The 16,947-nt window shown below is 38.9% G+C and carries 10 protein-coding genes; 2 read left to right on the top strand and 8 right to left on the bottom strand.

The features are described from left to right. Positions 1-54 precede the first annotated feature (54 nt). The 4 genes from MHH52_RS07135 to MHH52_RS07120 all read right to left on the bottom strand — a co-directional run bounded on the left by MHH52_RS07135 (position 55) and on the right by MHH52_RS07120 (position 8,879). A complete protein-coding gene (locus MHH52_RS07135; RefSeq protein WP_340007554.1) occupies positions 55-5,643 on the bottom strand; it encodes an S-layer homology domain-containing protein in 5,589 nt (1,862 codons plus the stop codon). An 84-nt stretch (positions 5,644-5,727) separates the two neighbouring features. Next, positions 5,728-6,561: a carbohydrate ABC transporter permease gene (locus MHH52_RS07130; protein WP_340007552.1), complete on the bottom strand. Its 834-nt coding sequence runs from the start codon at positions 6,559-6,561 to the stop codon at positions 5,728-5,730. Continuing rightward, positions 6,561-7,451, bottom strand: a complete 891-nt coding sequence (locus MHH52_RS07125; protein WP_313639683.1) for a sugar ABC transporter permease — start codon at positions 7,449-7,451, stop codon at positions 6,561-6,563. The genes MHH52_RS07130 and MHH52_RS07125 overlap by 1 nt, the downstream gene beginning before the upstream one ends. Before the next feature lie 108 nt (positions 7,452-7,559). Further along, positions 7,560-8,879 (bottom strand): ABC transporter substrate-binding protein, encoded by a 1,320-nt coding sequence (locus tag MHH52_RS07120; RefSeq protein ID WP_188114498.1) that lies wholly within the window; start codon positions 8,877-8,879, stop codon positions 7,560-7,562. Between the two features lie 279 nt (positions 8,880-9,158). Here MHH52_RS07120 and MHH52_RS07115 point away from each other — a divergent pair, with 279 nt between their 5' ends. Then, a complete protein-coding gene (locus tag MHH52_RS07115; protein ID WP_313639685.1) occupies positions 9,159-10,961 on the top strand; it encodes a histidine kinase in 1,803 nt (600 codons plus the stop codon). Beyond that, on the top strand, positions 10,958-12,529 hold the full coding sequence (locus tag MHH52_RS07110) for a response regulator (RefSeq protein ID WP_340007545.1): 1,572 nt from the start codon (positions 10,958-10,960) through the stop codon (positions 12,527-12,529). Before MHH52_RS07115 ends, MHH52_RS07110 begins: the two co-directional genes overlap by 4 nt. A gap of 104 nt (positions 12,530-12,633) precedes the next feature. Here MHH52_RS07110 and MHH52_RS07105 read toward each other — a convergent pair whose 3' ends face one another. The 4 genes from MHH52_RS07105 to phnD all read right to left on the bottom strand — a co-directional run bounded on the left by MHH52_RS07105 (position 12,634) and on the right by phnD (position 16,755). Beyond that, entirely contained in the window at positions 12,634-12,924 is a 291-nt protein-coding gene (locus MHH52_RS07105; RefSeq protein WP_313639687.1) for a GH36 C-terminal domain-containing protein, read from the bottom strand. Between the two features lie 651 nt (positions 12,925-13,575). Then, positions 13,576-14,238 (bottom strand): response regulator transcription factor, encoded by a 663-nt coding sequence (locus MHH52_RS07100; RefSeq protein WP_313639688.1) that lies wholly within the window; start codon positions 14,236-14,238, stop codon positions 13,576-13,578. 166 nt (positions 14,239-14,404) lie between these two features. Continuing rightward, on the bottom strand, positions 14,405-15,835 hold the full coding sequence (locus MHH52_RS07095) for an ATP-binding protein (RefSeq protein ID WP_340007542.1): 1,431 nt from the start codon (positions 15,833-15,835) through the stop codon (positions 14,405-14,407). Next, positions 15,835-16,755, bottom strand: coding sequence for a phosphate/phosphite/phosphonate ABC transporter substrate-binding protein (phnD, locus tag MHH52_RS07090; protein WP_313639691.1), 921 nt, complete (start codon positions 16,753-16,755; stop codon positions 15,835-15,837). The genes MHH52_RS07095 and phnD overlap by 1 nt, the downstream gene beginning before the upstream one ends. Positions 16,756-16,947 lie beyond the last annotated feature (192 nt).

Below are 16,947 nucleotides of genomic sequence, written 5' to 3'. Positions count from 1 at the left end.
AAGTTATAACAACGCACCGCCAATATAGGACGGTGCGTCGTACCAAAGCGTTCGTTATTTAGTGTTTAGCATAGCTAATATCAAAGTGACTGCTTCAGCTCTGGTTGAAGAGGCATTCGGATTAAATTTGCCATTCCCATTCCCCTTAATCAAACCTGCTTTAGCTGCTGTTGCTACATAAGGTTTTGCCCATGCTGGAGTTTGATCTGCATCAACAAACGCAAGTGTTGCCTTTGGATTCACTTCAAGACCAAGTGCACGAACAATAAGAACGACTAATTCACTTCTAGTTATTTTATTATTCGCACTGAATGTACCATCTTCATATCCAGAAATGAAACCTGCTTTAGAAAGTGCTTGAATGAATGGCTGAGCCCATACTGGTGTTTGGCCTTGATCCGTAAAACTAAACTCAGAATCAACAGAATCCAATTTCAGTGCTCTAGCTAACATGGTTGCAAATTCACCACGTGTTACAGTACCATTCGGTCTGAAAGTTCCATTTTCGTAACCACTTACAAAACCAAGTTCAACTGCTTTTGCAATAGAAGCCTTAGCCCAGTGATCTGAAATATCAGACAGATCTACTTTTGGAGTCTCTGGCTCAGTTGGTTTTACTGGATCTGTTGGCTTAGTTGGCTTTTTATCATCTTCTGGTTTTGGCGTAGGCTTAGGATCTGGTGTTGCTGTTGGACCTGGTGTTGCTGTTGGATCTGGTGTTGGATCTGGTGTTGGTTCCGGCGTTGGCGTCGTGCCTGCTTTTACAGTTACACCGATACTAGTCGTCAAGTCTACTTTGTTTGGATTTCCCACACCTATAGGCAACGTTACTATTCCATCTACAGTGAAGTTTTGTGCTGCCTTTTTCGCTGGATCATAGCTTGAAGCACCTACATCCCAGGTCACACTAGCAATCACTTTGCCCGCATCGGTAACCAATTCTACTGTAGCAGGCAATCCAAGAGCTTCTGCTGTCTTGGCTGTTCCGTTCTTTACTCCTGTAATTGGTGCAGGTGTTGTTATGCTCACAAGCGTCTTGTCCTGAGCCACTTTGTCTGAGACAACAACCTCTTGCAATCTAGTAGTACTAGTTCCATCAACATAGGCAACAACTATAAATGTTCCTGCTTTTGAATATGAAGAAGGGTCAATATTATCAAAAGTAATCGGTAATGTCGTACTTACGTCCTGACCATTCTCCATCATTTGCACCGAAACTGATGTAGGTAATACAGGCGCTTCCCCAATCCTTGTTGATACTGGAGATAATGAGCCGATTGACGTTACGCCGTTAATATAGACGGTGATGGTCGTTTTCTCATACATTCCCTCCAATGAACCATTAACCATGTATGTTCCCGGGGTATTAAGAATTTGATTGTTCAGCTTATTCCACTTCACCGGAATTTGTTGGGGGATGCCGCCGTCAAATGTTACCGCAACCGTTGCCGGAAGTGTTGGCTGTGTGCCGACCTCTACGGAAATCGGTGAAACTTCCTCAATTTTCACCGATTTATACGGCTTGTAAATGTCAACGACATAGTTAGTAATTCCACCGTCTTTTGATTTCTGAACGATTGTAAGCTTGTTCGGACCGTAAATTAAAGGCAGTGGCTGCGGTGTTGCCGTACTCTGCGGCGCTACCATATTCTGTGGCATTCCCGTATCCTCTGGTGTCACCATATCCTCTGGTATTGCCGTATCCTCCGGCATTACTATATCCAGCATCGGTGCCGTATCCTCTGGCATTTCTATATCCAGCATCGGTGCCGTATCCTCCGGCATTTCTGTATCCAGCATCGGTGCCGTATCTTCGAACATGCTCGTAATATCTGCACCATTCAGTAGAATAGAGAATGTTGCGCCATTGTCTGAAGATGGCTTAACCAATGTAACCGGCTCTTCCTTGTTTACTATTGACGCCTGATAGGATGTATACATAGGATTGAAATCCCCGTTGAGCTTTGCGTTACCCAGCTTGAGATTCGCATCGTACACCATATTCGGCGAATTGGTATTTATACTAATATCGTCTAAGCATAAGTTAAACTTTGCATTGCCACCATCCCAAGGAATAAAACCAAAGAAGCCGCTTGTATAGGTTGAATCCTGCCCTGTAACCGTGGTATTTCCATCAAGTGTTGCAGATACGGTACCTTCACCTACTGTGATGGACAAGGTATGCCAACTGCCTTTGTCCGTAACTGCATTGAATAGGTTAGCAGGCAAATCAGCTGTTGTTGATCCAACAATTGGCGTGTTGCTATGGGTTCCATTAGCATTTTGGTCAGCACGGTATAACTCCATTTTGTTACTGCCTTTATTAAAAGCAACATTGTATCCGGCTGGTTGGTATGTCATGTTACCAGGTTTAAAGATCGGCTGAGTATAAACAAAGAAACGTAAAGGATGCTCAGTATCTTTATATTCGCTTGCAAGCGCAAATTTTAACGTAAGCGTGTAATTGCTCCAATCCTTTGTAGGCGCTGCCTCATAATACTGTGAGGACTCATTATTTACGATCATCATATGATTGCTATTGTTTATCGCATCTGCCTTTGGGTTCGCTACAACTTTCAAATTCGGATTAGATCCCCAGAACGTTGTAAAACCATACGTACTGAATGTTGCAGTCTGTCCGTCATTCGTACTTGCAATCTCACCTACTGGCATACTGCCGCTTTCAAAATCCCAGTCGAGGATCGAAGTAGGTGGTGCCGGTGGCGTATATGGCGGTATTGAATCCGGCTGCGATTGAGGAGGCTGCACTGGTGGAGCGTCTACACCGCCGTACACATCGATATCATCGAAATAGGACATACCTGTGTTCTTGCCAGGAGTGCCAATGCTGTCGTAATTCCCCATTCCAATATAATTAAAAGATTTTCTATCAAGGGTTGCTACAGGCTCATCATCAATATAAAGATGAACTTGACCAGGTGTCGAGTAATCAAACTTATACTGATGCCAACCAAAGCTACGTGGTATGTTCGTTAACTTTTCAGTAGTACCATCAATATAACTGAAATAGTCCTTGCTCTTATGACCGTTAATTCCTAACCCAACATGGTTGGCAGAAGTATTGTCATCCACCCTCATATAGGATTGAACCATCACATCTGAGTTGTTCAAGCCTTCGTTGTAGTCATGATTAGCATAATCACGGCGTTTATCAAAGAACCAGCCGGTTACGGTTTTGTTTAAGTCGTTGCTGAATGTTCTGCTTAATACAACACCGTCCGAATTTCCCGCACCGCCACCGTTGATGAATAGAGAGTAATTACCATCAAACGGACCTTCAGCTCTAAAAGCGCTGGAAACGACCGGAGTTCCTTTTTCATTAGACCATTTGGATATGTCAATCTTTCCGCCCTCAAAGTCATCCGAGAAATAGCTGTCCAATTGAATTCCCGGCGGTGTCGGATTATACAATTCTGAAGTAAACGGAAAATCTTGACGATTGATACCGATACGGGCATAATCCATCTTCGAATTATCGAACTTGTAATACGGGAGTGGATTATACGCAGATGATGGATAATCGCTGTTTACGTTATCGACATAAAATACATCACCATTTTGAGTCGGTTCAATACGTAAATTAGCACTTTGATTGTTAACTCCTTCAATATTAGAAAGATAAGTACCTGTAGCGCCCATAGCCAAGTCCATACCATGAACCGTATTCATATCGCGAACGTCAGGTGCACTACCAATCTCCGAAGTTACAATCTGATTAAAGATGTTCCCCGCCTTTAAACCACCATATGCTTGTCCTGTATCTGGATTAATAGCCTTTGACGGGTCTTTTGTGCCGTATTTTCTCTGTACATCATTGCCTTTGAATAGAGCTCCAATGAATATAGCGCTATCCTCAGCGGTATCTTGTTCCGCATCATGAACATAAATATATTCAAATCGGTTGCCGTAGTTATATACGTCCCTCACCGGGTCAAAATTTGGACTAGCACTAGGCATCGTCTGTGCTTGACCAACAAACGAAATTGCACGCCTAGGAGCATAGTAAATTTCGAGGTTCTTAAAATTGCTAAAACCTGTATTCATCACTTGCAATCCAGCACCAAAAGCATCGATTTGTCCAACATGGTGAATGGACAGATTGTAGAAGGTGTGGTTGTTGTTGTATTTACCAACACCCGGATAACCGCCATCCGTGTTAATGCCGCCCATTCCAGTGTTATCTATAGCAAGATTTTGGAATGTATTGTATGTGTTATCACGCCAAACGATGATTCCAAACAATCCCATATTGGTAATACGAGTGTTTTGAATCGTGATATGGTTGGTATTGATCAATGTAAATCCGCCATACATATATGCGGGACGAACAGAATAATCAGAATAATATGGCTGTGTGCTGCCTTGTGCCTCTGGTGGTGCGAATGGAATTGCCGTACCGCCAGCATACCAAGTTTCACCGTAGCTCCAACCATCTACGATATAATTATCTGATTCTGTCACTTCGAGCGTAAATCCATCAAAAGTGATGTTGCTAACTTGTTTTGTAGAATCCGGAGTTTTGCCCCAATCCGAAATTGCGGGTTTATCCGTTCCCTGCAAACGAATAATTTCTTTCGTCGTCGGAACGACAACATTCAAGTTGTTCATATCCTCGACGCCTGCAACATGGTCAGCGTCTGTCGGATAGTAATAAAGCCAACCTGTGACTTTATCATAGTAGTACTCGCCGGGTGAATCCAGAAATGAAATGTTTCCTTGTAAGAAATAACGCCCATTTTCATTAATGTTGTATTTAGTAATATACATTTCGGGATGCTTAGGATCGTACGGCGAATACAATTTACTATTTGTTGTATCGATCCGATTAATAGGAAGAATGTTAGACTCAAAAGCACTTCCTCCGCAGTCAAAAACGAAAAGTTGAGCAATTTCAGACCTGCCACTTGCCTGAGCATCTTGCAAAGCCTTTTTATGCTCCGGAGTCAGGTCGCCTGCTTTGTAACCCATATCTTTGTTTGAACCGTTAGTTGAAAATAAATATGGGCCGTTCCACGCTTGGAACTTAGGATCCTCCACCTTGTTGGGAAAACGAGCCATGGTGGCTTTTTCGAAGCCAACATCTCCTTGGGAGCCAATATAAAGTTGGTTAAAATTGTATCTTTTGGGATCAAGTTGAACTTTATACACTTTGCCCTCCGCAGAAGATGACAACTCACTTAAATAATCCGTACCACCCACATCGGAAGCAGTCGTCTGTACCCAACCGCCTGTAACAGGGTCTCCCCCAATTAAATGCACGCTTCCAGGAGCTCCGAGGCTTCTATACAAGACCTGGTGCCCATTAAAACCTGAATCCCGCTCGTCGAATTTCAACGAGTCATGGATGTAATAATTGCCCGGCGCAACATAAACATAAATATCGCCAGTCATAGCTGTATTGATGTCACGAACAGCTTGTTGAGCTTTTGCAATGGTCAGATACGGGTGTTCATAAGACCCATCATTATCATCGTTGCCTGTTGTAGATACAAAAAACGTTTTGTAAATGTTCCCCTCCAAGCCGTTCGCGCTTACATTTTGAATAGCGCCAACGAAGGAGCCTATAATCAATGAAAAACACAGAATCAAGTGTAATATTTTTCTAGGAACAAACTTACTCATTCCAACATCCCTCACATTCATAAGTATTTTTCGAAAATCGTAGGCCTTTGCTAGAACGCTATAACTAACTTAACTTACAGTGCACTAACCTTTCACAGCTCCAGCTGTCATACCTTCAATAATATATTTCTGCCCAATTAAATAAACGATCAGGACAGGGATGATGGTTAAGACAATATACGCAGATATAAGTCCCCAGTCTTTAGACCAAGGTGACGAGAATTCACCATATACGCCATACATGGATAGAATAGCTCCCCATTTCTTACTATCCGTTAAGATATATAACTGAGTTTCGAAGCCGTTCCACGCACCCAAGAAATTCAACATGAAACCTGTAACTGTAACTGGCTTTAATAGTGGAAAAATAATTTTAAAGAATAGAGTTTCTGCCTTTGCTCCATCCATAACAGCAGCCTCATCTAATTCCCTAGGTATACCCTTAATAAATCCAGTAAATAACAGCATTGCAAAGGATATCCCTTGCGTAGCAAGAAGCAATATCGCACCTGTTATACTATTCATTAAATGCAGCTTACTCATGATCATCGTAGTCGTAACCATATTGCCAGTTGCGACCACTCCGAAGAAGAAATAGCCATATAATAGCTTATTCGTTAAATTTGTCGATCTTACTATGATAAAAGAAGCAAGAGCAGCAAAGACAACACCTAATACCGCTGATACAGAAGACATAACCAAACTGTTATAATATCCTCTTAATACATGTCCCTTTACAAACGCATTAACATAATTATCCCACTTGATTTCTGAAGGAAACGACATGGAGAAAAAGGCAGCTTCTGCAGAAGGTTTAAGTGAATTCAATAAGATGAGAATAAAAGGCACCAATACAACGAGCGAAAAGCCCCAACATACGATTTGCAATATGCTAGAAAACACTTTTTTTCTACTCATTACAGGGTCACCTCCTTCTTACTAGTAGCTCTATTAACTAACACAGATATAACAGTGGTCATAATAAGTAGAATTAAATTCATCGCATTAGATAAACCATAGTTTCCTGCAGAGTATTCGCGGTACACCATTGTAGCAATAACCTCTGTCGCGTTGCCTGGTCCTCCGTTGGTTAGAGCATATACAATATCAAAAGCTCTAAATCCATGTACGATGTTTAGAACGGTATTGATCGTAACTGCCGGCATAATAAACGGAATGGTTATCTTTATAAATAGCTGCCAGCTATTCGCTCCGTCAATTCGAGCAGCCTCATAATAGCTCTGATCGATGCCTTGTAATCCTGCTAAGAAGATAACCATATTAAGTCCAAAATATCGCCAAACCTCTACGGCTATAACAGAAGGCATTGCGGTTGCTGTATTCGTCAACCATTTTTGCTGTAAGAAGTCTAGTCCGATTAAATCAAGAAAATTATTCAGAAGACCTGTTGGATGTAAGATTGTCGTAAAAATGATACCGATTACAATTGTCGATATAGCTTGTGGCATAAAGAAAATAGAACGCAGTGTATTTCGCGCAAATATTTTTCTATTAAGCATAATAGCTAATGATAAACCGATGACTGCTTCCAACACAGATGTAAAGAAAGCAAATACAACCGTATTTGTAATGGGTCTCACGTACTTAAACGACTGATCTATGAAGAGAACTTTAAAGTTATCCAGTCCATTAAAATGAATAGCATCACTATATATATTCCAATTTGTAAAGGCATAATATATTCCCATTACAGTAGGAATCATGAAGAGAATTGTATATAGGATGAATGCTGGAAACACCATTCGTCTAGGATACAAAGTCTTATGAATAAAAGTATTGGTTTTCATTCCATCCATCACCTTTTCTATGTGTATCTTATCCTATTGTCAAAATCCCTTTTGTTAAAATAAATCTAAATTTATTCGCAAAAGGGATTCTGCATTAATCAGAAACTTCTATTTCGTTGCATCAAACATTTTAGCTCTAGCAGCATCAAGGGATTGAAGCACCTGTTCTGGTGTCATCATATTAAAAAACATACTCTGTACATTTTTCCCAAGACTTCCATCTGCTCCGTTATATAAAATAGACTGAGGCAAGGTTAACAATGTTTTATCATTTACAGTTTTTAAGACATGCTTGTAATTTGCTGGAGGATTGGCTGTTGCACCTTCTAAAGTCGGTTCCAGAAGATCGGGTCTACCATCATAATATTCCTGCAAATTCTCTGGCTCTGCTAAAAACTCAAAATATTGTTTGGCGGCATCAATATTTTTACTGTCCTTGTTAATTAGATGCGTCATTCCTGTTCCGTTCATTGCTAAAGTTTTCAAATCATCTCCGTATGGGGCAGGGAAGGCTAGAAATTTGTCAGCCGATGGACCACCAGCTGCTTCAATATCATTTACATAAGTAGACCACCCTTGCCACATCGCATATTTACCACTTGCCAAACCTGCAATACCTTGATCATAAGTATCTGATAAGAAGTTTTCTCCAAAATATCCATTATCAGCGCTATCTTTTAGATTTCTTAAATACTTCAAAGCTTCTTCTGATTCTGCATATTTCATAGTGTTATTATTTAATTTCTCATAAGATCCAGTTGCCTTAGATTCAATATTTACTGCAGCATCGAATGCTTGCGCATTATACCATTCCTCTTTACCTGGGAAATAGACTGGTGTAATGCCATTCTCAAGCAATTTTTCACTAACCTGTTTAAATTCTTCATAGCTTGTAGGTTCTTTCAGATCATATTTTTCAAAAATTTCAGTGTTGTAGAGCATCGCACTAAAATCTCTTCCCCATGTAGTAAAACCTACAACTTTATTATCATAACTAGCCTGAACCTTCGCATAGTCAGGATACTTACTAACCCATGACTCATTGGACAAATCTACAGCATATTTATTTGGTTGAACTTTTAGTAAAGATAATCCTGATTCTGCCATAAATATATCGGGACCTTCTCCAGTTGCAAGTCTGGTCATTAATACATTCTCATATTGATCACCAGGATTTTCTTGAAAATCAATCTTAATACCCGTCTGTTCTTTAAATTTCTCTGCCAACTTTTTATCGACATCTCTAATCCAGCCTGCTGAAGCCATTACAGAAAGTGTAACATCAGTTTTTTTGGCACCGCTTACATTTGATGTCGAAGTTCCCGTATTAGAACTTTCACCACAGCCTGTTAATAAACTTAAACCAAGACTTGTAAGCATAACCCCTGTTAATGCTTTTGAAAAAGTTGTTCGTAGATTTTTCTTCACTTCGAAAGTCCCCCTTTTATGAATGCTTTTCATCGACTATGAGTTATAAGTCGTTACATAAACAATAAACAAATTATTTATTCTCTAGAATAGATAAAAGAAACCTACATGGTGGACTTTTAGAACTTGACACATTTATATGGCACATGCAAGAATACAGCTGTAACATGTTATAGCATATTAACTGGATCATATATTTCAAATAAACTGATAGCGCTTGCATTTTTTTACTCTCAAAACAAACGTCCTTGTCCGATGAAACTATGGAGAATATAACTTATGTCAAAACTAAACAAAATTCAATTTAAACTTTTTAAAAATTACACAACGATTATGATTGTAACCATTTCTCTTTTCATGGTCATATTTTATAAATATACATCGACTATATTAGAAGAGAGAGCCACAGAATCGCTTTCCCAGTTATCTAATACAGCTATTCAGGAATTAGATATGGTGTTAGCTGAGATGAACACTATGCAAAAAAGAGTGCTCTTTGCCGAACAAGCCAAAAGTCTTATCTTTACTGACAGTAAGCTATTTGAGACGCATGATTATAAGCTACAAAGAGAATTTAATTACCTTGCTACCTTAATTTATGAACCTCAGCACTATAAAAATTATCAACTAAATATTCTAAATCTGAATGGAAATTATGCTGGATTTGGTCATAATTACTTCGTAAACAAAATAGATACAAGTAAATTAGATAATCAATCACTAATTACTGACATCCTTAAGCTGGACGGTAAAAAGTTAATTACTCCTCCACATGTTACCGCTTGGGCTAGCAAAGATACACAAGTAGTCTCTCTTTATCGCTCTTTTTCTGAGAATGTTTCTGATCCTAAACCTACTGCAATAATTGAAACTCAAGTCAACTATCAAGAAATAATTGATATTGTTAATACAAACTTGAATAAATTATTATCTAAAAATACTAAACAAATCATTATCTATGATTCAAATCAGCAATTAATCTATCCTTTAAATAATGCTGAGTTGTCTTTAGATCATTACCTTGCTTCAATTACTCCATCAACTAATTCCTCATTTATTCTAAAAAATGAAAATACGATCGATAATGAAAAACTAATTATTGCTGGAACTCAGTCAGATTTTTCGGGTTGGACGGTACTCGCAACAGAACCTGAGGATGAGCTTCTAGCTCCAATTAATGCATTACGTAACACTTTATCTTTGATTGGTATTATTGCTGTATGTCTTACAATGGTAATAAATTATTTGTTATCTCGAAAACTGTCAAATCCAATCAGACAAATACATACCAATATGAAGAAACTAAAATTAGATGAGTTACCCATCCATCTTCCTCAGAATATGAATAGCGGTATTGTTGAAATTGAAGGTTTACACCATGTATTTGTTAAAATGTGCGACCAATTGCAAGATTCGTTAGATGCTGTTGTTGCCGCAAGATCACTTGAAATACAATCTCGTCTTACTGCCATGCAATCACAGATGAATCCTCATTTTATATATAATACGTTAGCTATCATCAAAATTATGGGAAAAGAATCTGCCAATAAAGGGATCGTAGACATATGCACCAATCTTTCAACTATGCTACGCTATGTGTCGAGTTCTAGTAGTAGCCCTGTACTTATCAAAGATGAGCTCGATTACACTTACAACTATTTAAACCTTATGAAGATCAGGTTTCAGGATAATTTGATCTACCAATTAAATATTCCTGAAGAATTATATAACATTGAAATTCCAAGATTAATTATTCAACCACTAGTAGAAAATAGTATAAAATTTGCTACCGAAATTTCTCCTCCATGGATAATAGATATACAAGGCACAATTGATCAAAATAACTGGTTTATTACAGTTTCCGATAATGGCATTGGCATTACAAAGCAAAAATTAGTAGAGCTTCAAAAGAAGTTTTCGGAATTCAATATTTACCGTGATATTTCAAATAGTCAGATTAACGGTATGGGGTTAATTAACATATTTGCAAGGTTAAAAATATTATATGGGGATGATGTCATTTTTAAAATTGAACCATTACCTGATCGAGGAGTTTCTATTACAATAGGAGGTAAACTATGACAAACACAAGAATTTACACTGTATTGGTCGTTGAGGATGAACCAATTATTCTACAAGATACTGTAAATGAAATAACAAATTCAGAAATGAACTTTCAAGTTATAGGAACTGCCTCGAATGGTTTAGAAGCACTTCATATGTATAAAGAATTAAAACCAGATGTTGTATTTACGGATATACAGATGCCTGTTATGAATGGATTGCAATTAACTAAGGAATTAAAAGAGTTAGATCCAAATTTACACATTGTTATATTAAGTGGCTATAGTGATTTTGAATATGCGCAACAAGCGATTAAATTAGGTGTAAAAGAATATCTTCTAAAACCTCTCGATGCAGAGGAACTTACCGTTTTATTAGAAAAATTATATTCGTCTCTTAACAAAATATATAAATCTAACGAATCTAATATGTTATTATCCACATTGAATGGAATGGAAGATATTCATTCATTGCCTTTTTGTTATAAACAAAATTATTTTGTCTTATTTCTTGTCGGTTTAGGTAATTTATTTCATAATTCTCTATCTAGTAGCATGGTTTCTAGCATTTCTTCTTTATGGGAAAAAATAAACTGGGATCAATTATTTGTTCATGTTTTTGGAAGTGATCAACAAGTTTGGCTTATCAATGAACTATGTCCTAATCAAAAGTATATTGTTTTCACTATAGACAAGAATAGTTCAAACGAAGAAATACATCATTTAGCGAATAAATTTCTACACAAGTTGCAGTCCTGTATCGACATCACAGCCATTAGCATATGCCATAATAACCAACCTATTTCCTATGATAAAATTCCTGATACCTCTCAAAAAATACGTTGGAAATTAGAAAATAACTTTGTTATAGGAAAAAAAGTCGTATATTCGTGTGGAAATATACAAGATAAACCAATATCACCCTATTTAGAACCAAACATCCAAAATAAACTTAAAATAAGTATGAGTTCCAATAACTTAAATATCTTAAAAAAAGACCTCTTTTCAATACTAGAGGAATATGACAATAGAATGTTGCCCCAAAAAACAGTCGAACAAAATTTGATGCAAATCATAAATCTCCTAACTCACCACTATCAACTTGACGCTATTGTCAATTCTGTTCATGTTGAGTATGTTTTGCATACTTTATTATTTACTGCAAACAGTTTAACATCAATAAAAGAGGAAATATGGAATATTATTCATGAATTAATACAATCTCGAACTTTAGAATATTTCAGTAATGAGGAATTAGCTAATCAATTGATCGAATATCTTAAGGTACATTTCTCAGAGGATATTAAAGTTGAAGATTTGTCAAAGCACTTTAATTTTAATGGCACTTATCTTACTAGAGTATTCAAAAAATATACGGGTGACTCTCCGATGAAATACCTTATAGATTTAAGAATCAATGACGCCATTCGATTAATTCGAGAAAGGGAAGATTTAGATATCAGGCTAATTTCTGAAATGGTTGGCTATACAGATCCTCGCTATTTTAGTCGTATTTTTAAAGCACGGGTCGGTACCTCACCTTCTGAATATAGGAATACTGTTTATAATTTTTCAGAGAGCAAATAATAAATTCACGTTCTGAGGAAGTGTTAATTACTGTCCTAGCACTATATTTAGTGACTAGGGCAGTTTTTATTCTGTGCTTTTCTAGTAACCCTACCTTATATTTTTCATACTTGACTCAGCCTAATTAATGCGCTGTCATAATCTCCCGTTAAGCGAAGCAGAATGCCTCGCGACATCCAACCTTGACCGCTGCGTACTTCTTCTGTTTCCACGTTTCGATACATAACCGTCGATTTCAATCCACGCAGCAACACTGGAAAAGCTGGAGCACCAAAATGCTGTGCAGGCCTGAATACGAAAACAACAGATTCACTGCCATCTTGACTAACGTATTGCAGAGAAGTAAAGTTCGTTTGCTCAGGAGGTGAAAGTCGATAGCACAATCCTTCCTGCACAATGGAACGTATCTCCTTATATTGAGCTATTCGGCTTCCCCTCTCCTTTCGGTTCGGTCCTTCCGCAAGTTGTGCAACAGCTCTCGTACTATGCTACTTGGTACGGTTATTAAAGGTTTCCACAGCTTCTTAAATATATATGTTCTTTTCCCTCGACATCTAGTGTCCGTTGAGAGAGCGTACTGGGTTCATCTCATGGAAGAACCAGCGAGCAAGGACCGGACGTCTAATTATTACAGCTGTAATTTCAAAGATGAGACAGGAAACGTCATCAGGATGGTGGCAGCATGTTGCTATCAAAAAAAAGAAGAACGACGATATGCAAGCGTACGCCCCGCATACACAAGTGCTGCCGCCCTTAAGGCACTGGCATTGCACTATCTAGACTATAATGACAATTAAGCTTACACTCTGTCGCAAGAGATATACAGTATTGGGTGTTTCTTTCATGCTCACAGGAAATTGCAGTGTAGACAGAGTAGTACTGTAACTCGCTATTGGAAAAAATTAGGATTAGTTGCACACCCAATTCAACGCTTTGATTCTAATAGATGTTGTGCCTGAGGGAACGGCATATAAAGTACCATCTTATTTCCAAGTACAAGATGCGAGACAACAAAAAAGGCCGCGCACAGTGCAGTGCGGCCTTTTTCATTGATCGTTAAGCAACTTATGCTTCATAGCAAACTCAACCAGCTCGCTCTTCTTGGTGACATTTAGCTTATTCATAAGTCTAGTCTTATGTGTATCCACTGTCTTAATACTCAGATTCAAATGCTGGGCTATTTCTACAAGTGAATATCCTCGGCCTATGAAGCCTAATACTTCTCGTTCACGAGGGCTTAATACTTCATATGAAACTTGTGACTCTGCTTGCTGTACGTTCTTCTTGAGCATAGAAGCTAATAGCGCTTGTGTTTCTTTCGGCCTAAGAAATAGATTACCCTCCATAACTTGATCAATGGCAGTATATAAGTCCTCATCGACAGCTACTTTCGGAATATAGCCGGATGCGCCTGATTGCATAACGGAATTTACATAATCCTCATCCTCGTGCATCGTTAATACAATTACCGTGGCTTCTTTATACTTAGCTCTAATTTGCTGCAGTACTTGGATTCCATCCAATCGCGGCAAGCTAATATCCAGGATCAGTACATGTGGTTTAAGCTCATCATACAGCCGAAGGGCTTCAAATCCATCAGCGGCCTCTCCCACTACTTTGTAATTTGAACGTTTTTGAAGGAGCAGCTTGAGACCGGCTCTTAGTAAAGAGTGGTCATCAACGAGCATAATTTCAACCGTTTGTTCCACAGTTGCACCACCTTCCTTCTCTAGTATTGACCTTACATCGAAAAAATGGACAGTAAGGAAACCTCAGTTACATCGATTAGCAGTATTCATGAATAAATTTAAATTTTTCTACTTCAGATTTTTCGCAAAGTAGGCAGCCGCTTTATTATAGAGGTTTTCTACGTGTCTATCTATTTGAGGCAGGGTCATATTGTGGTAAGGAAACGCTTAGCTCTGTCCCGCCTTCACTTATCGATTCCAGATGAAATGATCCCCCTAGCAATACTGCCCGCTCCCTCATCCCATAAATACCGATTCGATCTTGTTGACGCGCCTTTTCAAAGTCCTGCAATTGGATGCCATGCCCATTATCTCGAACCATTAATTGAATATGCTGATTCTGCAGCGTAAGCGTAATCTGAATCTTGGACGCTGAGGTGTGCTTTACAACATTGGTCATGCTCTCTTGGACGATGCGATACAAGGCTACTGCCTTATGACTATCCATTGTACATTCATTACTAGGCAGCGTAAGGACAACCTCAAGACCATACTTATCTTCGAAGTTATATACGTACTTCCGAATTGCAGGTATTAAGCCCATATCATCTAGGATTGGCGGTCTTAACTCAACTGCTAAATCTCTAATTTCCCGTAAAATACTCGCTGTTACCTCTCGGCATGATGTAAGCAGTGTATGCTGTTCATCGTCTTTCGCTTCATTAGCCATAACGCGCATAGTAACCATCAATGAAGTAAGCGCTTGACTTGTTTCATCATGCAGCTCACGTGAGATTCGTCTGCGTTCATCCTCTTGGGCAGATAGCAACTTGGAGATGAGCATATCACGGATTCCATCCTTCTCTTGCAGTTCATTAAGCAGCTTCTCAACCTCTGTGTTAGAGCTAATTAAACTATCCGTCATTTCATTAAACGCTCGTGCTAGCTTTCCGACCTCATCGTTGCTCGTCTCATTCACTCTTAAAGACAGATTTCCTTCTGATATCCCGGTAGCTACCTTTACCAGATTGTTAATGGATCTAGTGATCAAGCGCGTTACATAATAGACAATACCAGCAGCAGCAATACATACAAGTATAGTTGCAATGATTAACTCGCCAATCTCACCTAATATCATCGCCTGAGCCCGGCTTTCTGCCATGCCCACACGTACGTAACCTACATCCCCGTCTTCAATGGGACTAAGGATATCTTGTATATTACCCTCATTGGAGGTTAATGCAGCTACTTGATCCTTGTTGGTACCATTCGGGAGATGCGTATTAATGATTCCACTAGGCAAATCCCCTGAGAATGAATGCCCTACAAGTGTTTGATTGCTATTAAACACCAATATGTATCGAATATCCTCATTCACTTGTTGTGCTTGTTCTATCAGTATATAGGTTGCATAGTAATCATCGGTCAGAATGTAGTCGGAAGACGAGGTCGCAATATGATTCGCAATGCTCAAACCTCGCTTTTTCAACTCTTCCTCCGTCATTTTCGTTAATGAATCCCAGATTATAAATCCTAATACTAAAGCTAGAAAGAGCAAGGCGACGAGGACAGCCCCGAATATCTTCTTGTTAATGTTTAATCGACTCATCCCGGCCATTAGTAACTTCCTCTATTCGAATTCGTCTTGTCAACCCTGTCGAATAATTTGAAATCTACGGGAACATAGCGGTCAATAGACAAACCTTTTAGTGCCTTTTGCATATCTTGTTGTTCGTGCATCGATAAGAAGATCTCTTTCACTCGCTCCTTATCCGCATCTGGCATATCGCTGTTCACGACTACGGGGCCGGTTCCGAGTCTTGGGGACTCCGCGATGACCTGAAGTGTTTTTGCTAATTCTGGATCAGACTGCTCCATGTTTTTAATAACTAAGCTATTAACGGATGCAGCATCCACGACCTTGTCCAATAACGCTTGAAGAGAACTATCATGATTGTAGGTATACACATATCTGCCAAAGAACGTTTCTGGCGTTTCGTTAAACTCAGCAAGTAGATGGTCTATAAATATAAACCCCGAATAGCTAATAGGATCGGTAAAAGCGATACTCCGCCCTTTTAGTTCACTAATATCCTTAATGTTGCTCTTACGATTGACAACGAGATACCCCTGGTAATAAGGAAGTCCCTTTCGCTCTTGCATTGCAATCGCTTCTAAACCCGCTACATTGCGGTATGTAATATATGCCCCAGCAGAGAGCAGTGCGATATCTGCCCCTCCGTTAATCATCAACATACTGATCTCACTGTAGCTTTTACGCTGAATCATGATAACAGGCCGGTTCAGTTGTTCGCCTATATAATTCGTAAGCGTTTTATAATGCTTAATTGTATCAGCGGGGTTAAGCACACTTGAGAAGGCTACCCGAATAGGTGCTTGCTGCGCATCCGGCAATTCAATCGGTGACATTGGTTCCGTCTTGGTGAAGATAATATCGTACCCTATATGACTACTCTGACATCCAGATACAAGCAGTACGACCAAGAAGATGAGTACTAGCTTGTACATCTTTTTCATAAGAGTTTGAACCCCCATTCTCGATTCTCCGTTTCAATTACCCGAGTATATCATAAGAACTATGCTATTTCCCTATTAAACAGCACATCAAAGATGTAGGATTTTATCCTACATCAACTACTAAAAACTCCTAATAAAAAATCAGAATTACGCTGATAGTGAGCAAAACTATTATACGTGATAATAGACGAG

This window comes from Paenibacillus sp. FSL K6-0276 (genome assembly GCF_037977235.1).
In the GTDB taxonomy this organism is placed as follows: domain Bacteria; phylum Bacillota; class Bacilli; order Paenibacillales; family Paenibacillaceae; genus Paenibacillus_AQ.
Note: the sequence above shows the minus strand (reverse complement) of the source record. Positions and strands in the feature narration are given on the sequence as shown.